The organism is Sphingomonas sp. RB1R13 (assembly GCF_036663775.1).
Taxonomy (GTDB): domain Bacteria; phylum Pseudomonadota; class Alphaproteobacteria; order Sphingomonadales; family Sphingomonadaceae; genus Sphingomicrobium.
On sequence record NZ_JAXOJM010000002.1, the window covers coordinates 361,794 to 381,695 of the forward strand.

General features: G+C 64.5%; 22 protein-coding genes and 1 riboswitch. Of the genes, 7 read left to right on the forward strand and 15 right to left on the reverse strand.

The window, feature by feature from the left end; genetic code table 11:
* Nucleotides 1–48 precede the first annotated feature (48 nt).
* Together U1700_RS07940 and U1700_RS07945 are read left to right on the forward strand one after the other, a co-directional pair.
* Nucleotides 49–462 (forward strand): response regulator transcription factor, encoded by a 414-nt coding sequence (locus tag U1700_RS07940; RefSeq protein WP_332751721.1) that lies wholly within the window; start codon nucleotides 49–51, stop codon nucleotides 460–462.
* Nucleotides 463–570: 108 nt separating this feature from the next.
* Entirely contained in the window at nucleotides 571–1,743 is a 1,173-nt protein-coding gene (locus U1700_RS07945; protein WP_332752274.1) for an acyl-CoA dehydrogenase, read from the forward strand.
* Nucleotides 1,744–1,781: 38 nt separating this feature from the next.
* On the opposite strand, the gene U1700_RS07950 is transcribed toward U1700_RS07945, so the two are convergent.
* The gene (locus tag U1700_RS07950) at nucleotides 1,782–2,375 is read right to left on the reverse strand and encodes a GNAT family N-acetyltransferase (RefSeq protein ID WP_332751723.1); all 594 of its coding nucleotides are present in this window, start codon (nucleotides 2,373–2,375) and stop codon (nucleotides 1,782–1,784) included.
* Nucleotides 2,372–2,602 (reverse strand): 50S ribosomal protein L31, encoded by a 231-nt coding sequence (rpmE, locus tag U1700_RS07955; protein ID WP_332751725.1) that lies wholly within the window; start codon nucleotides 2,600–2,602, stop codon nucleotides 2,372–2,374. The genes U1700_RS07950 and rpmE overlap by 4 nt, the downstream gene beginning before the upstream one ends.
* Before the next feature lie 101 nt (nucleotides 2,603–2,703).
* Nucleotides 2,704–2,842: riboswitch (cobalamin riboswitch) on the forward strand.
* Nucleotides 2,843–2,931: 89 nt separating this feature from the next.
* Between rpmE and U1700_RS07960 the strand changes: the two genes are divergently transcribed.
* Genes U1700_RS07960 through U1700_RS07975 form a run of 4 tightly spaced genes read left to right on the forward strand, consistent with a single transcriptional unit; the run spans nucleotide 2,932 to nucleotide 7,169 of the window.
* Entirely contained in the window at nucleotides 2,932–4,821 is a 1,890-nt protein-coding gene (locus U1700_RS07960; RefSeq protein ID WP_332751726.1) for a TonB-dependent receptor plug domain-containing protein, read from the forward strand.
* Nucleotides 4,790–5,539 (forward strand): ABC transporter substrate-binding protein, encoded by a 750-nt coding sequence (locus tag U1700_RS07965; protein ID WP_332751728.1) that lies wholly within the window; start codon nucleotides 4,790–4,792, stop codon nucleotides 5,537–5,539. The genes U1700_RS07960 and U1700_RS07965 overlap by 32 nt, the downstream gene beginning before the upstream one ends.
* Nucleotides 5,536–6,474 carry a FecCD family ABC transporter permease gene (locus U1700_RS07970; RefSeq protein ID WP_332751730.1) on the forward strand — a complete coding sequence of 313 codons (939 nt, stop codon included), beginning with the start codon at nucleotides 5,536–5,538 and terminating at the stop codon, nucleotides 6,472–6,474. Before U1700_RS07965 ends, U1700_RS07970 begins: the two co-directional genes overlap by 4 nt.
* Entirely contained in the window at nucleotides 6,471–7,169 is a 699-nt protein-coding gene (locus U1700_RS07975) for an ABC transporter ATP-binding protein (protein WP_332751732.1), read from the forward strand. The genes U1700_RS07970 and U1700_RS07975 overlap by 4 nt, the downstream gene beginning before the upstream one ends.
* Here the strand turns inward: U1700_RS07975 and fabZ are convergent, their stop codons facing one another.
* The 11 genes from fabZ to rpsB all read right to left on the reverse strand — a co-directional run bounded on the left by fabZ (nucleotide 7,170) and on the right by rpsB (nucleotide 17,880).
* Nucleotides 7,170–7,649, reverse strand: a complete 480-nt coding sequence (fabZ, locus tag U1700_RS07980; RefSeq protein ID WP_332751734.1) for a 3-hydroxyacyl-ACP dehydratase FabZ — start codon at nucleotides 7,647–7,649, stop codon at nucleotides 7,170–7,172. It abuts the gene before it with no gap.
* Nucleotides 7,650–7,657: 8 nt separating this feature from the next.
* Nucleotides 7,658–8,233: an OmpH family outer membrane protein gene (locus tag U1700_RS07985; RefSeq protein WP_332751736.1), complete on the reverse strand. Its 576-nt coding sequence runs from the start codon at nucleotides 8,231–8,233 to the stop codon at nucleotides 7,658–7,660.
* Nucleotides 8,233–10,863, reverse strand: coding sequence for an outer membrane protein assembly factor BamA (bamA, locus tag U1700_RS07990; protein ID WP_332752275.1), 2,631 nt, complete (start codon nucleotides 10,861–10,863; stop codon nucleotides 8,233–8,235). Before bamA ends, U1700_RS07985 begins: the two co-directional genes overlap by 1 nt.
* A 119-nt stretch (nucleotides 10,864–10,982) precedes the next feature.
* Nucleotides 10,983–12,119, reverse strand: a complete 1,137-nt coding sequence (rseP, locus tag U1700_RS07995; protein ID WP_332751737.1) for an RIP metalloprotease RseP — start codon at nucleotides 12,117–12,119, stop codon at nucleotides 10,983–10,985.
* On the reverse strand, nucleotides 12,119–13,276 hold the full coding sequence (locus U1700_RS08000; RefSeq protein ID WP_332751738.1) for a 1-deoxy-D-xylulose-5-phosphate reductoisomerase: 1,158 nt from the start codon (nucleotides 13,274–13,276) through the stop codon (nucleotides 12,119–12,121). The genes rseP and U1700_RS08000 overlap by 1 nt, the downstream gene beginning before the upstream one ends.
* On the reverse strand, nucleotides 13,273–13,905 hold the full coding sequence (locus tag U1700_RS08005) for a phosphatidate cytidylyltransferase (RefSeq protein WP_332751740.1): 633 nt from the start codon (nucleotides 13,903–13,905) through the stop codon (nucleotides 13,273–13,275). The genes U1700_RS08000 and U1700_RS08005 overlap by 4 nt, the downstream gene beginning before the upstream one ends.
* Nucleotides 13,906–13,912: 7 nt before the next feature.
* Nucleotides 13,913–14,662, reverse strand: a complete 750-nt coding sequence (locus U1700_RS08010) for an isoprenyl transferase (RefSeq protein ID WP_332752276.1) — start codon at nucleotides 14,660–14,662, stop codon at nucleotides 13,913–13,915.
* A 5-nt stretch (nucleotides 14,663–14,667) separates the two neighbouring features.
* The gene (gene frr / locus U1700_RS08015; RefSeq protein ID WP_332751742.1) at nucleotides 14,668–15,225 is read right to left on the reverse strand and encodes a ribosome recycling factor; all 558 of its coding nucleotides are present in this window, start codon (nucleotides 15,223–15,225) and stop codon (nucleotides 14,668–14,670) included.
* A 3-nt stretch (nucleotides 15,226–15,228) separates the two neighbouring features.
* Nucleotides 15,229–15,951 (reverse strand): UMP kinase, encoded by a 723-nt coding sequence (gene pyrH / locus U1700_RS08020; RefSeq protein ID WP_332752278.1) that lies wholly within the window; start codon nucleotides 15,949–15,951, stop codon nucleotides 15,229–15,231.
* A gap of 100 nt (nucleotides 15,952–16,051) precedes the next feature.
* Nucleotides 16,052–16,996: a translation elongation factor Ts gene (gene tsf / locus U1700_RS08025; protein WP_332751744.1), complete on the reverse strand. Its 945-nt coding sequence runs from the start codon at nucleotides 16,994–16,996 to the stop codon at nucleotides 16,052–16,054.
* A gap of 131 nt (nucleotides 16,997–17,127) precedes the next feature.
* Nucleotides 17,128–17,880, reverse strand: coding sequence for a 30S ribosomal protein S2 (rpsB, locus tag U1700_RS08030; protein WP_332751745.1), 753 nt, complete (start codon nucleotides 17,878–17,880; stop codon nucleotides 17,128–17,130).
* A gap of 322 nt (nucleotides 17,881–18,202) precedes the next feature.
* Here rpsB and U1700_RS08035 point away from each other — a divergent pair, with 322 nt between their 5' ends.
* On the forward strand, nucleotides 18,203–18,436 hold the full coding sequence (locus U1700_RS08035) for a hypothetical protein (protein WP_332751747.1): 234 nt from the start codon (nucleotides 18,203–18,205) through the stop codon (nucleotides 18,434–18,436).
* Here U1700_RS08035 and U1700_RS08040 read toward each other — a convergent pair.
* Together U1700_RS08040 and U1700_RS08045 are read right to left on the reverse strand one after the other, a co-directional pair.
* Nucleotides 18,366–19,163, reverse strand: a complete 798-nt coding sequence (locus U1700_RS08040) for a CDP-alcohol phosphatidyltransferase family protein (RefSeq protein ID WP_332751749.1) — start codon at nucleotides 19,161–19,163, stop codon at nucleotides 18,366–18,368. The genes U1700_RS08035 and U1700_RS08040 overlap by 71 nt on opposite strands.
* Nucleotides 19,160–19,885 (reverse strand): phosphatidylserine decarboxylase, encoded by a 726-nt coding sequence (locus U1700_RS08045; RefSeq protein WP_332751751.1) that lies wholly within the window; start codon nucleotides 19,883–19,885, stop codon nucleotides 19,160–19,162. Before U1700_RS08045 ends, U1700_RS08040 begins: the two co-directional genes overlap by 4 nt.
* Between the last annotated feature and the right edge of the window lie 17 nt (nucleotides 19,886–19,902).

Consider the following 19,902-nt stretch of genomic DNA (forward strand, 5'->3'; position numbering starts at 1 on the left):
CCGCCAAAATGGATCGTTTCGATCGCGAAATCTGCGCAGGGGTGGGGCATGACACAGCTTCACTCGCTGGAGGCCGCAATGGGCCGGATCATCCTTGCCGAAGACGAAGAAATTTCCGGGACGATCGCCAGCAGCGCGCTGATGAATGCGGGCCATGCGGTCGGTTGGCTCAAGGATGGCAAGGAAGTGCTCGCGGCCATGGTTCGGCGGCCGCCCAACCTCGCCATCCTCGACTGCAACATGCCCGGGATGAGCGGCGTCCTTGTTCTGCGCGAGATGCGCCGCCGTGCCGACCTGTGCGAGGTGCCGGTACTGATGCTGACCGGGCGGACGAGCGATTCCGACGAGCGCATTGCCCGCTTTGCCGGGGCCGACGAATATCTGACCAAGCCGTTCGACCTTATCGAACTGGTCCAGACCGCCGAGGATCTGATGAATGGCAAGAGGCGCCGCCTCTCCTGACCCTGCTTTTCCGGATCCGCTGCTGCGGGGTGGCGTCGCTGCTCGCCCGGCGCTAAAGCGCGCCATCTTTTCAGCGCGTTGGAGACTGTCGTGAGCGAGCCCAAGATCATGCCGTTTGACTGGGCCGATCCGTTCGACCTCGACAGCCAGTTGAGCGATGAAGAGCGGCTCGTGCGCGACACGGCCGAGGGCTATGCCCAGGATAATCTCCAGCCGCGCGTAACGAAAGCCTATCTCGACGAGGATTTCGACCGCGACATCTTCCACGAAATGGGTGCACTCGGCCTCATCGGCGCGACAGTACCCGAACAATATGGCGGCGCCGGGCTGGGCTATGTCAGCTACGGCCTGATTGCCCGCGCGGTCGAGCGAGTCGACAGCGGCTACCGCTCGGCGATGTCGGTCCAGTCGAGCCTCGTGATGTACCCGATCTTTGCCTATGGGTCTGAAGAACAGCGCCGCAAATATCTGCCGGGACTGGCAAAAGGTGAACTCGTCGGCTGCTTCGGCCTGACCGAGCCCGACGCCGGTTCTGACCCCGGTGGCATGCGTACTACGGCGACGAAGACTACCGACGGCTACCGGATTTCGGGCGCCAAAATGTGGATCACCAACTCGCCCATCGCCGACGTGTTCGTCGTCTGGGCCAAGAGTGAAGCGCATGGCGGCGCCATCCGCGGTTTCATCTTGGAAAAAGGCATGAGAGGGCTGACCGCGCCCAAGATCGGCCAGAAGCTCAGCTTGCGCGCCTCGATCACTGGCGAAATCGTGATGGACGAGGTGGAGGTCGGCGAGGATTCGCTGCTCCCCAATGTCGAAGGATTAAAGGGCCCATTCGGCTGCCTCAACCGCGCCCGCTACGGCATTGGCTGGGGCGTGATGGGCGCCGCCGAGGCCTGTTACACTGCGGCGCGCCAATACACTCTCGACCGCAAGCAGTTCGGCCGACCCCTCGCCGCCACCCAACTGGTCCAGCTCAAGCTGACCAACATGATCACCGAAATCACCGTCGGCCTGCAGGCCGCGCTGCGCGTTGGCCGCCGCCTCGACGAAGGCGTCCTCGTCCCCGAGACAATCAGCCTGATCAAGCGCAACAATTGCGGCAAGGCGCTCGATATCGCCCGCGTCGCCCGCGACATGCACGGCGGCAATGGCATCAGCGCAGAATATCAGGTCATGCGCCACGCCGCCAATCTCGAGACGGTCAATACCTATGAGGGCACCCACGACGTTCACGCGCTCATCATGGGCCGGGCAATCACCGGGATCGCTGCGTTTTAGTCAGAGCGCTGTTCCGGGCCGGAACCGTTCCTCCAGCTCTAACGCCGCCGCCGGAACAGCGCGATATGCTCGTCGCGATACACCGCATCGGGTTCGCGCACGAAACCCAGCCGCTCGGCCAGTCGCATCGACTTGGCATTCTCGGGCGCAATAATCGCCGGAATTTCGGGTGGAGCATAGGTTGCGTCGATCCACGCTAGGGCAGCGCGTCCGGCCTCCCCGGCAATGCCCTGGCCATGGATTGCGCTTTCGAACACCCAACCCATTTCGGGCATGCCGCTGATGTCGGGGGTCATGCCGCGTTCAAAATCGGCAAAGCCGATCTCGCCGACCATCCGCCCGTCGGCCTTTTGCTCGACCGCCCAATAGCCCATGCCAAGCAGTGGCCAGTGACCTGCGGCCATCGTCAGTCGGCGCCAGCTATCCTCGCGATTGAAGGTATGACCGCCGAGGTGCCGCACGACTTCGCGATCGGCAAGCTTGGCTGCATGCGCGTCAAGATCGTCGCGCGTAAAGGCACGCAGCACCAGCCGCTCGGTTTCCAGTCGTGGAGCCGCAACGATCGCCAGCCGTGGCGCGGCTTGATCGGGCGAGCTTTGGCCCGGGGCGCGAGCGCCCGGGGTTCCGCTCACTTCTTGGAGAGCGAGAGACCGCCGAAGCGCTTGTTGAAGCGAGCGACCTGGCCGCCGGTATCGAGCATCCGGGAGTTGCCGCCGGTCCAGGCCGGGTGCGCGCTGGGATCGATTTCGAGCGCGAGCGTGTCGCCTTCCTTGCCCCACGTCGAACGGGTCTGGTAGGTCGTTCCGTCGGTCAGCTGGACGGTGATGAAGTGATAGTCCGGGTGAGTCCCGCTCTTCATGGCAAATTTCCTTGTGAGGTGGCTGGTTTCCGACCAGCCCGTTCAAGCGTGGCCCCCTAGCCTGCGGCTCGCCGGTTGACAAGTATCGGCTCGCCGCCGTAGCCGCACCGCAGGACTTGGGTTCCGGCGGCGAAAGCCATCGGCGAAGAGGAAGCCGGCGAACATCCGGCACTGTGCCCGCAACTGTATGCGATCATCACGATTGCAAAGTCAGATACTGGCCCCGGTCCGTCGTTCGCTTCCCCCGGCCGGGTCCAGCCGTGGGCGGAGGGCCGGGCGATATTGCTCATCCCTTTCGTGACGACAGGTCACGAAAAGGATATTTGCTGATGATTGATACCCCCCCTGCCCTTGCGGCGCATGCCGTCACGCCCGTGACTCGCGATGAGATTGTCGTCACCGCCTCGCGCCTACCAACCCGTGAAACCGCGACCGCGGCCAGCGTCTCGATCGTCGATCACGCGCTCATCGATCATCTCGCCTCTCCCTTCGTCAGCGATTATCTTCGCCTTCTCCCCTCGGTAGCGGTCGCCGTCAGCGGTCCCGCCGGATCGCAGACCGACGTCCGCATCCGCGGTGCCGAGGCCAACCACACATTGCTATTCATCGACGGCATCCGCGCCAACGACCCCGCTGCCGGCAATGCCCCTCGCTTCGAACTGCTCAACGCCGACATCGCCTCGCGGATCGAACTCGTGCGCGGGCCGCAGTCGGCGCTTTGGGGTTCCGAAGCGATCGGGGGCGTCGTCGCGGTCGAGGGCGATCCGGGCACGAAGACCGGCGGATCGCTAATGGCCGAAGCAGGCTCATTCGCGACGTATCGCGGATCGGCCTCCGGAACCTATGTCGGCAACGGCTTCACCGCCTCGCTCGCTCTTGCCCATCAGAAATCCCGCGGGACCGACGCCTTCGACGGCACCGGCGACAAGGACGGCTATGACAATCAGAGCGTGCGCGCTCGCCTGACATGGCAAGCCGCCCCCGCTCTGCTTATTGGCGCGTCGGCTTTCGCGACTTCGGCGCTATCCGAATATGACGGCTATTCGACAGTCACTTATCTCCACGCCGACACACTCGACAATACGCGCAACAAGCTCGGCGCGGTGCGTGGCTGGGCCAGCGTCGGCGCAGTGGACGATGCACTGTCGGGAACGCTTTCGGCGAGCGGGCTGTGGTCGTCAAACCTCAACCGCCTCGACCAGACCGAGATAAACCGCACACGCGCCGATCGCCGCACCCTGTCGGGCGAACTTCGCCATCATTCGCATCTTGGCGAACTTGACCAGCACATCGTCCTTGCGGTCGAGCAGGAGGACGAGAATTTCCATGCCCGCGACGTCGCCTATGGCGGCTATACCGACCAGGATCGCGACCGGCGGCATCGCTCGGTCACGCTCGAGTATAAGAGCGATTACAAAGCGCTGACCGGCGATGTTGCGATCCGGCGTGATGTCTTCAACCGCTTTCGCGATGCGACCACGGTGCGCGCCTCGGTGCTGGCCCGGCTCGGCAGGGGGTTCGAAGTCGCGGGCAGCTATGGCGAAGGCATCGCGCAACCGACCTTCTTCGACCTGTACGGCTTCTTCCCGGGCAGCTTTGTTGGCAATCCAAACCTCGTCCCCGAAAGCTCGCGCGGTGGCGAAGGATCGATCCGCTGGCATGACGCAGGCTGGAACGTGTCGCTGACCGCTTACCGCCAGCGCCTCCAGAACGAGATCGTCGGCACCTACGACCCGTCGACCTTCCTCTCGTCGACCGCCAATGCAACCGGCACCAGCCGCCGCGAGGGCGTCGAGGCCGAACTGGGCTGGAACCCCTCCCCGGCGCTGCGGATCCGTGCGCAAGGCACTTATCTTCATGCCACCGAGCCGAATGTTCTTGGTCAGCAAATCAAGGAAGTGCGGCGTCCCAAATGGTCGGGCGCGCTGGTTGCCGATGGCGAGCAGGGCAAGCTGAGCTATGGCGTGTCTCTGGCTTATAACGGCGCCCGGACCGACGTCGATTTCGACCAATTTGACCCGGTGACAAAAAGCAGCAAGGTGGTCAGGCTCAACGGCTATGTCCTTGCGGGCGCACGGGTGGGGTATCGTGTGTCGCCGGGGGTCGAGTTGTTCGGCCGGATCGCGAACGCGTTCGACCGTGACTATCGCGACGTCGTCGGTTATCGCCCGTCAGGGAGGAGCGTTGATGGCGGCATTCGCCTCGCTGTTGGCCGCTAGCACAGTCCGGCTCGCCTCGCTCAACCTGTGCAGCGATGAATATGCCCTCCTCCTCGCCCACCCGGGCGAGGTGGTGAGCGTGTCGCGCCTGTCACAGGATCCGGCCGAAAGCGCGCTTGCCCCCTTGGCGAGGCGCGCAGCGGCTAACCGCGGCCGGCTCGAGGATATCGTCGCCACCCGCCCGACTATCGTTCTTACTATGGGCGGCGGTGGGCGGTCGAGCGCGGCAATCGCCAGAGCGCTGGGCCTGACCGTCATCGACTTGCCCCAGCCCGCGACGATGGCCGACGTCGCCGCCAACCTCATCCGTGTCGCGTCAGCCCTCGGCGATCGCTCGCGCGCGGCGCCATGGATTGCGCGACTAGCGATCCTGCAGGCGCGCCTGCCAGTCCAGCGCGACGCCATCTACCTCGGCCATGGCGGGCTCAGCCAGTCGCCGGGCTCGCTCGGCTCAACATGGATGGGGCTTGCCGGTCTTCGCCAGCGCTCGCTTCCGGCTGGCCGCGCCACGCTCGAAACCCTCGCGACGCGCGCGCCACAAGTCTTGCTGCTGAGCAACTACCGCAGCGGGCAAGTCTCCAGTGGCCAGCGCTGGCTCCACCACCCACTCCTCGCCCAGCTCAAGTCACGCCGCCTCGTCACCGACGGTCGGGCATGGACCTGCGGCGGGCCGCTGATGATCCCCGAGATCGAGCGTTTGCGGCGGCTTGCGCGTTGAAGTCCCTCCTCGCAGTCCTGCTGACCTTGCTTGCCCTTGTCCATCTGCTCACTCCGTGGAGCGTCCTGGCGATTAACCCCGACCTCCGCTCGCTGCTGCTGATCGACCTGCGCCTTCCCCGCACCCTGCTCGTCATCGGCTATGGTGCAACCCTCGGCTTGACCGGCGCGGCGCTTCAGGCCCTGTTCGCCAACCCCCTCGCCTCGCCCGACGTCACCGGGAGCAGCAGCGGCGCCGCCCTCGGCGCGGTCGTTGGCGGCTATTGGCTTGGTCTCACGGAACCGCTCGCGCTGGCGGCGTGTGGCGCCGCAGGTGCCCTCATCGCTCTCCTCGGGCTGCTCGCGCTGGCCGGACGTCGCGCCGAGACTTCGACCCTGCTTCTGGGCGGGCTCGGCGTCTCGCTGGCGTGCGGCGCCGCGACCAGCCTCGCACTGGCGCTCGCTCCCTCGCCGTTCGCCTTTTACGACGCCTTCGACTGGCTGATGGGCAGCTTCACCGACCGGAGCCTGACCCAGGCCGCCGCCGCACTCATCCCCGCCGCGCTGGCCGGCGTAGTCCTCATACGCAAAGCCCGCGCCCTCGACGTGCTCGCGCTCGGCGAAGACGTCATGGCGTCACTCGGCCATTCGCCCGCCGCCACCGCGCGAATCATCGTCGTTGCCAGCGCAATTGCCATCGGCGCCTGCGTCGCGGTGTGCGGAGCAATCGGCTTCGTCGGGCTAATCGCGCCCTTCCTCGCCCGGCGCCTGACGCGCGGTCACCCGGGACAGGCGATGCTGCCCGCCGCGCTGATCGGCGCACTGCTGCTGCTGCTCGCCGACTTCGCGACGCGCAGTTTTGACCGGCCGATCCCGATCGGAGTCCTCACCGCGCTCGTCGGCACTCCGCTTTTCCTGTGGCTGATCACGCATCGCCGAAGGGGGATGGCGCTGTGACGCCGCTGCTCGACGCGCGTGCCCTGACACTCGAATCGCGTCTCGCCTGTCTCGATCTTGTCGCCCAAAGCGGCGAGATGGTTGCCCTTGTCGGTCCCAACGGGTGCGGCAAGACCAGCCTGCTTCGCGCTCTTGCCCGGGTTGAGGGAGCAGGCGGTGACGTCCTCGTCGGCGGCGAGCCGCTCGACCGCGAGCCTGAGCCGCGCCGCCGCCAGCTACTCGCCTTCCTGCCCGCCTCACGAGACGTGCCGTGGCCGATCAGTGTGCGCGACATCATCGCACTGGGCCTGTCCGGGCGTGACCATGGCCGGGTGGAGCGCCGGATCGCCGACTTCGACCTAGACGAGGTGCGCAACCGCCCGATCGGCAGCCTATCGACCGGCGAGCGTTCGCGCGTCCTGCTCGCCCGCGCAATGGTCGCCGAACCCCGCCTGCTGCTGCTCGATGAGCCACTCGCCAACCTCGATCCCTATTGGACGCTGCGAACGATCGAGCTGTTGCGCGAAGCCGCCGCAGCCGGGTCGGCGGTCATCATCGCCCTGCATGACCTGGCCCAAGTCGATGCGTTCGATCGGCTGATGCTGATGCGCGCTGGAAAGGTCGTCGCCGACGGCACCCCCGGCCAGCTACGCGACCAGCTTGGTGCTCTGTTCGGGGTCGAAGCGGCAGAAGGCGGCTGGCGCCTGCGCCGCTAATCAATCGCTCGGCGGGTCGGCAATCATGGCGGTAAAATTGGCTTCGGCAGCAAGCTTGTCGCCAATCAGCGCGCGGCCTTTGAACTTGCACACGCTTGACCGCTTCTGGACAAACTCGACCTCTAGCGTCAGCAGCACGCCCGGCTCGACCGGGGTGCGGAACTTGGCTCCGTCGATCGCCATGAAATAGACCAGCTTGCCCGACCCGGCGAGGCCGAGGCTTTCGACCGCGAGGACGCCGGCGGCCTGCGCCAGCGCCTCGACGATCAGTACCCCGGGCATGATCGGCCGTCCGGGAAAATGGCCGGCAAAGAAGGGCTCGTTGATCGTTACCGCCTTGGTGGCGACGATCCGAACGTCGGGCTCCAGCCTCTCGACCCGATCGACGAGCAGCATGGGATAGCGATGTGGCAGCGCCGCCATCACCTTGCGCACGTCCATCGGTCCGAGGGCCGGGCGCCCTGCCCCGTCTTCGCTCATTTCCGGGTTTAGCGGCCGGTGGTGGTGGTGGCGGCTGCGCCCGGGGTCACGCTGACCGACGGGAGCACGGCATTGAGCGCGACCAGCACGTCGGCGGTCACGTCCATGCCCGAACCAACAGCCAGCGTGTTGTTCATGTCGATGGCAAGATTGGCACCCTTCGCCAGCATGACCTGCTTGATCGCTGGCCCAAGTTTGGCATTAATCTGGCGAAGCACATTGGCCTGACTCGACTGCAGGTTCTGCTGGAGGCGGCTCAGTTCCTGGTTGGCGCTGTTCTGCTTGGTCTGGAAAGCCGTGGCACGCGCCTGAAGCGCAGCGTCCGGGGTTTTGCCAGCCAGCGCATCGGCAGCAGCCTGAAGCGCCTGGGCTTCGGTCTTCAACGGAGCGGCAAGCGCCGTCTGGCGCGCCTGGATCGTCGTGGCCTGCGCCTGAAGGCTGGCCTGGGCCGAACGGCATGCATTGCACTCGGCATAGATGCGCTCATTGTCGACGACGACGACGTTCGCGGGCGCGGCCGATGCTGCCACCGGAAGGGTCACTGCAAACGCGGCAAGCGAGGCGAGAAAAACAGTTTTTGTCATCAGAATTGGGTTCCTACGTTGAATGAAAAGAGCTTGGTTTCGTCGCCCTTCTGCTTGAGCAGCGCCTTGGCGAGATCGATGCGCAAGGGGCCGAAAGGCGAAGTCCAGTTGACGCCGATGCCGATCGACAGCCGCGGTTTTGGCGAATTGCCAAGGAAGGTTTCCTTGTAACCCGGCGTGCGGGTGTAAGTGCCTCCCAGCGTCGGACAAGGAGTCAGCGCGGTCCGGATCAGCGTTGTCGTTCCCGTCGTGTTGGTCGCATCGGGCGTGCAAACCGCATAGATGTTGTCGACCACTGGCGATTTGAGTGACCAAACCGATCCGGCATCGATGAACGCTGTCGGGCGAAGGCCCAGGCTGCGCGCGCCCGCACCCAGCGGAATCTCGACCTCGAGGCGGCCCATGTAATAAGCCCGGCCGCCAAGCGAATCGCTGTAGTTGTTGTTCTTCGTCACCGGAATAAGTGCCTCGGTGGTGTCGTAGGTTTGGCGCGTGATCCGCGGGCCGATGCCACGAATGTCGAAACCGCGCATCTGCGCTCCGAAAAAGCGATCGGTCAGCCGGATCGCGTCGATCTGGTTGCCTGAACTATCAAACTTCTTGCCACCAAGCGGCATGATATAGCCGCCCTCGGCATGTGCCGAGAAGATGAACCCGCGCGGCAGTGCGACATATTTTGTGCCGTTGATCTGGCTGCGAAGATATTTGACGCTGCCACCTAGCCCGGCAAAATCCTGGCTGAAGGTCAGGCGTTGGCCGCGCGTCGGGCGGATGCCGTCGGTATTGTCATAGCCAAGCGAGTAACCGACCGACGAGGTGATCCGCGTCCCGATTTCGTCGCACAAGTAACGCCCGGCCTTGAGCGGATCGCACGTTAGCACCCCATTCTTAAGTGAATAGAAGGTCGCCTTGTCGAGCGTGACCTTGTCCTGGATAAGCGAATAGCGCGTGCCGAAGCTCGCAAATTCGGTAATCGGAAAGCCCAGCTTGATGTCGCCGCCGGTCGACAGCTGTGAATAGGTCGTATTCCGCTGGGTGCCGATATAGTTGAAGCTGTTGTAATCGCGCCGGTACAGATCGCCGCCAAGCAGGATCTGCTTGTCGAGGAAATAAGGCTCGGTGAAGCCCAAATTGACCGACTTGGAATAGCGTGACCAGTTGACCCCGGCCGACAGCGTCTGGGCCATCCCGCGGAAGTTGTTCTGCTCGATCGACGCCGAGATGATGAATTTCTCGAGGCTTGAATAGCCGGCCGACAGCTGCAAATTGCCGGTCGCCTTTTCCTCGACGTCGACACTCAGGTCAACTCGATCGTCGGTCGTTCCCGGGGTCTGCTTGATCTCCAGCTTCTCCTGGAAAAAGCCCAGGCTCTGGATGCGGTCCTGGCTGCGCTTGACCTTCAGCGAGTTGAACGCATCGCCTTCGTTAACGCGGAATTCGCGGCGGATGACCTTGTCTCGCGTCGCGGTATTGCCCTGGATGTTGATGTGCTCGACATAAACCCGCTTCGCTTCGTTCGCGTGGAAGGTGATGTTCATCACCTTATGCTCGCTGTCGCGGTCATAGTTGGGCGAGATGTCGGCAAAGGCGTAGCCCAGCGTTCCTGCCAGCTCGTTGAGCCCGTTGACGGTATCCTCGACCGCCTTGGCGTTGAACCAGGTGCCTTCCTTCAGCCTGACCAGCGAGTTGAGCTTGGCGGCATTGAGGTCGCGAAGGTCGCTTTCGGCGTTGATCTTGCCGAATTTGTAGCGCGGGCCTTCCTCGACCACATAGGTGATCACGAAGTCCTTGCGGTCAGGCGTCAACTCGGCGAGCGCGCTGATCACGCGGAAATCGGCATAGCCCTGCGTCAGGTAGAAGGCGCGCAGCTTCTGCTGGTCGGCTGCCAGCCGGTCGGGATCATAGCTGTCGTTCGACTTGAGAAAGCCAAGCGCGCCGCCAGTTTCCTTGGTGTACATCTGCTTGCGCAGGATCCCGGCCGGGAAATGCTCGTTGCCGATCAGGTTGATCGCGCGGACCTTGGATTTGTCGCCCTCGCGGATTTCGAACACCAGGTCGACCCGGTTCTGGTCGAGCTGGACGATCTTGGGTTCGACCGAAGCAGCAAACCGTCCCTGACGCTTGTATAACTCGATGATCCGGTCGACGTCGGCGCGAACCCGATCGCGCGTGAAGATCTGCCGCGGGGCAAGCTTGATCTCGGGGGTGATCTTGTCCGACTTCAGCCGCTTGTTGCCCTCCAGCACGATGCGGTTGATGACCGGATTCTCGCGGACCGTGATGACGATCGTGCCGGTGTCGGCACCGCCAATCACGACGTCTGCGAACAGCCCGGTCGCGTAAAGATCCTTGAGCGCGGTATCGAGCGTCTCGGTCGTATACGTCTGGCCCGCCGCGAGGTTGGCGTAGGCACGGATCGTCTCGGGCTCGAGGCGCTCGGCCCCGCGAACCGAGATCGACTGGATCGTCCCCTGGCTCGGCGCGGCGACGGTGGTCGCGGCTGGGGTGGTCGCGGCTGGGGTGGTCGCGGCTGGCGGGACCGCCGCCGGTGCCGTCTTGGCCGCCGGAGCGCTCGTTTGTGCCATCAGTGGCGTTGCGCCCGAAGCCAGCGCCGTCCCGATAAGGAACATCGCACCGGTTCGCCGAAAGTGATTATTGGTCGCTACGTTCACGCGTCCCGCCCTTCAAATACCAAATCGGGCGTCTTGACGGACGCCCATTGCGGCCCTGCCCTAACCCCCGGTTTCAATCAAGCTTGTCCGCCGATCAACCGGCCGAGCCGTGCCCAAACTCCGAACGAGTTGAGATCATTAGTTGTCGTGAACAAAAGCAGCGCAAGGATCAGCGCCAGCCCGCCACGAAAAGCCCATTCCTGCACCCGGTCGCTGACCGGCCGTCGCCGCACCGCTTCGACCAGATAAAAAAATAAGTGGCCGCCATCGAGCATCGGCACTGGCAACAAGTTGATGAATCCCAGATTAATTGAAATCAGCGCGACCAGCTGGATGAACTGGAACATGCCAAGGCTGGCCTGTTGTCCGGCGACTTGCGCAATCTTCAGCGTGCCTCCCATCTCCTTGACTGACCGCTCGCCCGTCAGAATCTGGCCAAGGCCCGTGATCATCGATCGCGTCAGGGAAAAAGTATAGCGAGTCGCCTCGGGGATCACCGACAGAAGCGGAGGGTGGATCCACTCAAGCCGGGTCGTCGCAACCCCCAGCTGGCCGATGCGCGCCGCCTGGCCGAACTGGTCGCGCCGCTCGGTTTCGCCAAGCCGGACGGGACGCACCTGCTCCACCCCATTGCGGCTGAACCGAATGTCGAGCTGCTCGCCGGGCCGCAGCGAAACGGTTCGCAAAATATCTTCGAACGAGCTGATCGAAGTCGATCCGATCGCTTCGATCCGGTCGCCAGGCTTCAATCCGATCGATGCTGCTGCCGAGTTGGGCATGACCATGCCCACCACCGGCGCGCTGCGCGGGATGCCGAGCGCCACGAACAACCCTGCGAAAATCAGGATCGCAACGATGAAATTGGTCGCTGGCCCGGCCAGCACAATCAAGAATCGCTGCCACCACGGCTTGGTGTGAAAACTTCGGTCATGCTCTTCGGGGGTTAGCGGCTCGGCGCCGGGCCGGCTCACCGCATCCGCATCGCCGGCAAATTTTACATAACCGCCCAGCGGGATCAGGCTGACCTTCCACCGCGTGCCGCGCTTGTCGGTCCATCCGAACAACTCGGGGCCAAAGCCGAACGAGAAGCTGTCGGCGCCCACCCCGAATGCCCGCCCGACCAGATAATGGCCAAGCTCGTGGAGAATGACGAGCGGCCCGATCACGGACAGGAAGGCGATCAGGATGAACCAGATGGGGGGCTGCGCGAGCATCAGGCCATGTGCGCTAGCATGAGGCCACGCATCTCGTCGCGCGCCATGCGGTCGATGTCCACGACCTCCGCGATGGAGCGGGGCGCGGGCGCGTCCACCCGCACCAGCAGGTCTTCGACTAGATCCGCGATGTCGCCAAAACCGATTCGCTGGTCGAGGAAGGCGGCGACCGCCTCCTCGTTGCCAGCATTCAGCACGATCGGCGCAACGGCACCCGAATCGAGCGCCTCGCGGGCTAGCCGAAGCGCCGGAAAGCGGTTCTCGTCGGGCACTTCGAAGTGAAGGCTGGCGAGCTTAGCCAGGTCGAGCCGCGCCGCCGGGGTCGCGATTCGCTCGGGCCAGGCCAGCGCGTGCGCGATCGGGATCCGCATGTCGGGACTGCCCATCTGCGCCAGCACCGACCCGTCGACATATTCGACCATCGAATGAATGACCGATTCGGGATGGACCAAAATATCGATCCGGCCGGGCGGGAGCCCGAACAGATGATGCGCTTCGATCAGCTCGAGACCCTTGTTCATCATCGTCGCCGAATCGACCGAAATCTTCGCGCCCATCGTCCAGTTGGGATGAGCGACCGCCTGTTCGGGAGACATGTCGCGCATCTGGGCGAGGCTGCACGTCCGGAACGGCCCCCCGCTCGCGGTCAGGATAATCCGTGACACATCCTGCGAACGACTGCCGGCAAGGCACTGGAAGATTGCATTATGCTCGCTGTCCACAGGCAGGATCGTGGCGCCATGCTGCTTCGCCGCCCCCATCATCAACGCACCCGCCGAGACCAGCGCCTCCTTGTTCGCGAGCAGGATCGTCCGCCCTGCAGCGATCGCCGCCATGACCGGTTCGAGCCCGGCACAGCCGACGATCGCCGCCATCACCACCTCGGCCGACACCGCCGCCTCGATCAGCGCGTCGCGCCCCGTCGCGGCGCGGCAATCGGTCCCCGCCAGCCGCTGCTCGAGCTCGGGCAGCAACGCCGCGTCGTCGATCACCGCCAGTCGCGCGCGTGTCCGCCGCGCGGCATCGGCCAGCTCGGCCACCCGCGTCGCTGCGGTCAGCGCGACCACCTCGAACCGCTCGGGATGGCGTTCGACCAGGTCGAGCGTCGAGGTCCCGATCGACCCCGTCGCACCAAGGATCGCCAGTGTCCTGCTCATTGCGCCATCGCCAGCATGGTAAAGCCGGTCAGCACCGCGACGACGACCAGCCCGTCGAGCCTGTCGAGCGCGCCGCCGTGCCCGGGCAGCCACGTCCCGCTATCCTTGACCCCGGCCCGTCGCTTGAGCCCGCTTTCGAAAAGGTCGCCCATCTGCGCGCCCAGCGCGAACAGCGGCGCCAGCAGCAGCAACAGCCGCGGCAGGTCGAGAAACATCACCCACGCCCCGCCCAGGACGGCAGCGGCAATCATCCCGCCGATCAGTCCCGCCCAGGTCTTGTTGGGGCTGACCGTTGGCGCCAGCTTTGCCCCGCCAATCGCGCGCCCGGCGAAATAGGCCCCGATGTCGGTCGACCAGGTGACGATGAATACCCAGATGAGCATCTCCAGCCCATTCGGCCCGCGCTCGCGGATCCACAGCAGGGCAAGCGACGGCAGCAGCGCATAGGCGAACCCCGCGACGAACCAGCCCGCGCCCCAGCCACGGACGATCCGGCTCCATTCGTAAAACATCATCGCGCCCGCAGCCGCGACCAGCACCGCGAAAAAATAGCCTCCGGTCACCGCTGCACCCAGCGCAACAATGATCATGACCACCCCCGCAAGGGCGCGCCTGGCAAGTTCGTTCATCGCGCGCTCAACGCCCGCCAAAACGGCGCTGACGCCGGCCATATTGGGCAAGCGCGTCGGCGAACACCGCCTGGTCGAAGTCGGGCCACAGCGTGTCGAGGAAGATGAGCTCGGCATAGGCCGCCTGCCACAGCAGAAAATTAGACAATCGCACTTCGCCCGAGGTGCGGATCAGCAAGTCGAGTTCGGGCCAGCGCGCGGTCTGAAGCTCGGCCGCGATCATCCCCTCGTCGATCGCCGCCGGGTCGATCTCGCCCGACTTGGCCCGCTCCGCCAGCCGCCGCGTCGCCGTCGCCATCTCGCCGCGCGAGCCATAGTTTAGCGCCATCACCAGCGTGATCTTGTCATTGCCGCGGGTCCGCTCGACCGCTGCTTCGAGCCGCGCGGCGAGGTCGGGTCCGAAGCCCTCGGGTTCCCCGATCAGCTCAAGCCGCACGCCTTCTTTCTCGAGGCTGGCAAGTTCCCGCTCGAGGTAGAAGCGCATCAGCCCGGTAAGGTCCGATACTTCCTCGGCCGACCGCCGCCAATTCTCCGACGAGAAAGCGTAGAGCGTAAGCACTTCGACCCCGGCTTCGGCCGCCGCGCGCACGGTTGTCCGCACCGCTTCGGCCCCGGCACGATGCCCGGCAACGCGAGGCAGTCCGCGCTTGGCGGCCCAGCGACCATTGCCGTCCATGATGATCGCCACGTGGCGCGGGACACGCAACTCGCCGCCCGCGGGGGCGCCCTCGCTCTGTAACTGAGCTATCGGGCGCATCGGCTTCATTTGCCCAGGATTTCCTGTTCCTTGGCATAGGCCGCGGCGTCGATGTCCTTGATCGTGTCGTCGGTCATCTTCTGGACTTCGGTCTCGTGACGCTTGCGCTCGTCTTCGCTGATCTCGTTCTTCTTCTCGTCGGCCTTGAGCGCGTCATTGCCGTCGCGACGAACGTTGCGCGCCGCGATGCGCGCCTTTTCGGCATATTGATTGGCCAGCTTGGCCAGCTCCTTGCGGCGCTCTTCGGTCAGGTCGGGAATCGGAAGCCGGATGGTCGTCCCGTCGACAATCGGGTTGATCCCCAGGCCGGCATTGCGGATCGCCTTTTCGACCGGGGTCACGTTCGACCGGTCCCACACCTGGACCGAGATCATCCGCGGCTCGGGCACAGACACGGTCGCCACCTGGTTGAGCGGCATGTTCGCGCCATAGACCTCGACCTGGATCGGATCGAGCAGCGCAGTCGACGCGCGCCCGGTGCGCAAGCCCACGAGGTCGCTCTTGAGGGCTTCGGTCGCGCCGGCCATGCGGCGCTGGATGTCGGACTTGTCATAGGCAGCCATAATCTATTCCTCGCTTTGCACGATCGTCGCGACGCCTTCACCGGCAAGCACCTTGGCAAGATTGCCCGGCTCGCGAATGTTGAACACGACGATCGGAATATCATTGTCGCGGCACAGCGCCACCGCAGAGGCGTCCATGACCTTCAAATCATCGGCCAGCACGCGGTGGAACGACAATTGGTCGTAGCGCTGCGCGGTCGCCACCTTCTTGGGATCGGCATCATAGACGCCATCGACACTGGTGCCCTTGAACAACGCGTCGCACTTCATTTCGGCGGCGCGCAGCGCGGCTCCGCTATCCGTCGTGAAATATGGGCTCCCCACTCCGGCCGCGAAGATCACGACGCGGCCCTTCTCCAGATGGCGCTCGGCGCGGCGACGAATGACGGGCTCGCACACCTGATCCATCTTGATCGCCGACTGGACCCGAGTTTCGACGCCCAGCTGCTCAAGCGCATTCTGCATGGCGAGCGCATTCATGACCGTGGCGAGCATCCCCATATAGTCGGCCTGCGCGCGGTCCATGCCCTTGGCGGCGCCGGCCATCCCGCGAAAGATATTGCCGCCGCCGATCACCAGGCACAGTTCGAAACCAGCTTCCTTGGCGGCCTTGACCTCGCCCGCCAGCCCAACGACGGCATCATTGTCGATTCCGAAGCCCTGAGTGCCCATCAGCGCCTCGCCCGACAGCTTGAGCAGGATGCGATGGAAGCGCGGGCGAGTCATCGTGTGGTTCATCCTCTCAGCCCGAACAGCAAAACGGGGCCGGAAGCGCTCTTACGCACCCCCTGCCCCGCTGCCAACCGCCTAAGCGGCGTCGCGTACGTTAAGCGACCGGGTCGACCTTCTTGATGCCCGCAGTCGCAGCGACTTCGGCGGCGAAATCGCTCGTCGCTTTCTCAATGCCCTCGCCCAGCTGGAAGCGCTCGAACGCCTTCAGCACGATTGGCGAACCGGCGTTCTTCGCGGCGGCGGCAACCACGTCGGCGACGGGGGTCTTGCCATCGATCACGAACAGCTGGCTGAGCAGCGCATTCTCCTTGCGATACTTCGCAAGACCACCCTCGACCATCTTCTCGATGATGTTGGCCGGCTTGCCGCTGTCCTTGGCCTTTTCCATCGCAATCGCGCGCTCGCGCTCGACCAGTGCGGGGTCGAGGTCGGCGGCATCAAGCGCCAGCGGATTGGCAGCGGCAATGTGCATCGCCAGCTGCTTGCCCAGCGCGGTCAGCACATCACTCGGCGCCGCGCTCTCGAGCGCGATCAGCACCCCGATCTTGCCCATATTGGGGGCGGCAGCATTGTGGACGTAGGACACGACCGCGCCCTGCGACACTTCGAGGATCGCAGCGCGGCGAAGCGACTGGTTCTCGCCGATTGTGGCGATATTGTTGGTCAGCTTCTCCTCGACCGTCCCGCCGCCCGGATAGGCCGACGCTTTCAGCGCTTCGACGTCGGTGCCTACGGTCAGGACAAGTCCTGAGATATCACGCACAAACGACTGGAACTGCTCGTTCTTGGCGACGAAGTCGGTCTCGGAGTTGACCTCGACGACCGCACCCTTGGTGCCTTCGACAGCAACCCCGACCAGGCCCTCGGCGGCGGTACGGCCGGCCTTCTTGGCGGCGGCGGCAAGACCCTTGGTGCGCAGCCAGTCGACCGACGCTTCCATTTCGCCGCCATTTTCCGTCAGCGCCTTCTTGCAGTCCATCATGCCAGCGCCAGTGCGCTCGCGCAGTTCCTTGACCGAGGCAGCGGTGATTTCAGCCATGGCAGATTCCTTCTCACTCCCTCCCGCTCGGCGGAAGGGTCGGGGTGGGATAAAATAATAGGGATGAGGCGCCCTTAGTTGAAGGACTGGCCCCATCCCCTGCCCTCCCGCTTGTCCGGGAGGGCTGTGGCTTACGCCAATACTTCTTCGACCGGCGGCTCGACCATCGCGCCGATGTCGACGCCCTTGGCGGCCTGGTTGCCGCTCTTGCCCGCGTTCGCCGCCTGGGCGATCGAATCGGCATAGAGGCGAATGGCGCGGCTGGCATCATCGTTACCCGGAACCGGGAAGGCGATGCCCTGCGGGTTCGAGTTGGAATCGAGGATCGCGACGACCGGGATGCCAAGCACATTGGCTTCCTTGATGGCGAGCTCTTCCTTGTTCGAATCGATGACGAACATGACGTCGGGAAGCCCGCCCATGTCGCGGATCCCGCCCAGGCTCTTCTCCAGCTTGTCGCGCTCGCGGGTCAGCTGGAGGACTTCCTTCTTGGTCAGGCCGGCGGTGTCACCCGACAGTTGCTCCTCAAGCGTCTTGAGGCGCTTGATCGAATTGGAAATGGTCTTCCAGTTGGTTAGCATCCCGCCGAGCCAGCGATGATTGACAAAATGCTGGCCCGACACGCGCGCCGCATCGGCCACGGCGTCCTGCGCCTGGCGCTTGGTGCCGACGAACAGCACCTTGCCGCCGCGCGCCGTCGCCGCCTGGACGAAGTCGAGCGCCCGAGCGAACAGGGGCACGCTCTGGGAAAGATCGATGATATGGACGCCGTTGCGCTCGCCGAAGATGTACGGCTTCATGCGCGGGTTCCAGCGATGGGTCTGGTGGCCAAAGTGGGCGCCAGCTTCAAGCAATTGCTGCAGGGTGACGACGGTGGTCGCCATAAGAGTGTCTCCTTACCGGTTATTCCTCGGCGGGGCCAAGAACCGATCGTGAGATCGGCACCGGGTGAACGGCTCCGCCTGTGGGGTGGCGCGCCCCTAGCCCAGGCCGATCGCGATTTCAACCCGGTGTCGGTTCTTCGCGGGTCGCTTCGCGCGCCCGACGTCGCGCCCTCGTCCAGCAAACCGCCAACAGCCTGTGGATAACGCGACTACTTGACACGCGCGAACAAAACAAGAACAGTGGCGCAATGGAGCGGGAAACGCCGCCGAACTGGAACGAATCGGGACGACAGGCATTCCGCCTTCAACTGGGAGACTCATTGTGATCGCTGCCCTTGCCACCCTCGCTTTCCTGATCGCCGGCTGGGCCGCGCTGACCGCCGTCATCATGACGAGCGACGACAGCGGCGCAAAGATACTCGCCGCGCTCAAGGGCAAGTCGTTGGTATCGCGGCCGCTGATGGTGCGACCGGTGACGGTCCGCTTCAGCCAGCGTTATCCGGCACCGCGCCTGGCGCCGATGCGCGCGACAGCCGAGTGGCGCGCCGCCGCTTGACCCGGGCATAGCTCGCAAGGCTCAACGGCACGCTGATCAGGTAAGCGAGCGACACCAGCAGGAGCGTGAGCCAGGGTTCGTTGATCAATGCCGCTGCAACCAGCGCGATCCCCGCCAGCGCCGCGACTCGCCAGCTCTTTCGAATGCGGATCGAGGTCCAGCTGAAAGTCGGGATCGCCGAGATCATCAGCACCGCCACGAACAGCGTCCACGGCATCACCAGCCGCCAGTCGCGAAACACGTCGTTTGACGTGATCAGCCACAGATAGATTGGCGCAAAGGCCAGTCCCGCCCCCGCTGGCGCTGGAACACCGGTATTGAAGCCGGCCGACTTGTGCGGCTGGACATCGGCATCGATCCGCGAATTGAACCGCGCCAGCCGAAGTGCACAGCTGATCGCCAGCGCCAGCGCCACCGTCCAGCCGAACTTGGGGGCTTTTGCCAATGACCATTGGAACAGGATGAGCGCTGGCGCGGTGCCAAAGCCGATATTGTCGCACAGGCTGTCGAGCTCGGCACCGAACTTGCTGTTGGCCTTCAACATCCGCGCGATCCGCCCGTCCATCCCGTCGAGCACGCCCGCCACGACGATCGCGATCATCGCCTTTTCCCACTCGCCGGCAATGCCGTAGCGGATGCCGGTCAGTCCCGCGCACAAGGCCAGTACCGTCACCGCGTTCGGGATAAATGCCCGCAGCGACAACCCCTGCCCTTCGGTCGGGCTCACTGGCTTTTGCCGCCCAGCGCACGGTTCTGGCCGATTGTACCGAGCACCGTCTCGCCGGCGATCGTCCGCTGCCCCAGCAGGACCTGCGGGCTCGTCCCCTCGGGCAGATAGACATCGACCCGGCTGCCAAAGCGGATCAGCCCGATCCGTTCGCCCGCCTCGACGACATCGCCTTCCTTGACGAACGCCATGATCCGCCGCGCCACCAGCCCGGCGATCTGCGTAAAGCCGATCGACACGCCATCGTCGCGGGTTACCAGGAAATGCTGGCGCTCATTATCCTCGCTCGCCTTGTCGAGGTCGGCGTTGAGGAACTTGCCCGGCACATAGGCGACCTTGGCGATCCGCCCCGCGATCGGCGATCGATTGATATGCACGTCGAACACCGACATGAAGATTGACACCCGGGTGAACGTCCCGCTCATCACCCCGGCAAGCTCGGGTGGCCCCTGAACAGGCACGATCATCGTGATCAGCCCGTCGGCCGGCGCAACGATCAGCGACGGATCCTGCGGCGTTGTCCTGATCGGATCGCGAAAAAAGGCCGCGACCCAGATTGTCAGGCCGACCAGCAGCCAGCCGACGAAATGGCTGACCCCGGTATAGATGACCAGCGTCAGCACTGCGGCGATCAGGGTGAATTTGCGGCCCTCGGGATGGACCGAGGGGAAGCGCCACTTGACGGCGGTCAACTGGCTGTCGGGGTTCTGTATTTCAGGCATGGCCCATCCCTACAGGG

Coding starts and splice junctions, on each gene's coding strand:
- U1700_RS07940 (WP_332751721.1), top strand. CDS start 49: ATGACACAGCTTCACTCGCTGGAGGCCGCAATGGGCCGGATCATCCTT.
- U1700_RS07945 (WP_332752274.1), top strand. CDS start 571: ATGCCGTTTGACTGGGCCGATCCGTTCGACCTCGACAGCCAGTTGAGC.
- rpmE (WP_332751725.1), bottom strand. CDS start 2,602: ATGAAGAGCGGGACTCACCCGGACTATCACTTCATCACCGTCCAGCTG.
- U1700_RS07960 (WP_332751726.1), top strand. CDS start 2,932: ATGATTGATACCCCCCCTGCCCTTGCGGCGCATGCCGTCACGCCCGTG.
- U1700_RS07965 (WP_332751728.1), top strand. CDS start 4,790: ATGGCGGCATTCGCCTCGCTGTTGGCCGCTAGCACAGTCCGGCTCGCC.
- fabZ (WP_332751734.1), bottom strand. CDS start 7,649: ATGAGCGAAGACGGGGCAGGGCGCCCGGCCCTCGGACCGATGGACGTG.
- U1700_RS07985 (WP_332751736.1), bottom strand. CDS start 8,233: ATGACAAAAACTGTTTTTCTCGCCTCGCTTGCCGCGTTTGCAGTGACC.
- bamA (WP_332752275.1), bottom strand. CDS start 10,863: ATGTTCCTTATCGGGACGGCGCTGGCTTCGGGCGCAACGCCACTGATG.
- rseP (WP_332751737.1), bottom strand. CDS start 12,119: ATGCTCGCGCAGCCCCCCATCTGGTTCATCCTGATCGCCTTCCTGTCC.
- U1700_RS08000 (WP_332751738.1), bottom strand. CDS start 13,276: ATGAGCAGGACACTGGCGATCCTTGGTGCGACGGGGTCGATCGGGACC.
- U1700_RS08005 (WP_332751740.1), bottom strand. CDS start 13,905: ATGAACGAACTTGCCAGGCGCGCCCTTGCGGGGGTGGTCATGATCATT.
- U1700_RS08010 (WP_332752276.1), bottom strand. CDS start 14,662: ATGCGCCCGATAGCTCAGTTACAGAGCGAGGGCGCCCCCGCGGGCGGC.
- frr (WP_332751742.1), bottom strand. CDS start 15,225: ATGGCTGCCTATGACAAGTCCGACATCCAGCGCCGCATGGCCGGCGCG.
- pyrH (WP_332752278.1), bottom strand. CDS start 15,951: ATGACTCGCCCGCGCTTCCATCGCATCCTGCTCAAGCTGTCGGGCGAG.
- tsf (WP_332751744.1), bottom strand. CDS start 16,996: ATGGCTGAAATCACCGCTGCCTCGGTCAAGGAACTGCGCGAGCGCACT.
- rpsB (WP_332751745.1), bottom strand. CDS start 17,880: ATGGCGACCACCGTCGTCACCCTGCAGCAATTGCTTGAAGCTGGCGCC.
- U1700_RS08045 (WP_332751751.1), bottom strand. CDS start 19,885: ATGCCTGAAATACAGAACCCCGACAGCCAGTTGACCGCCGTCAAGTGG.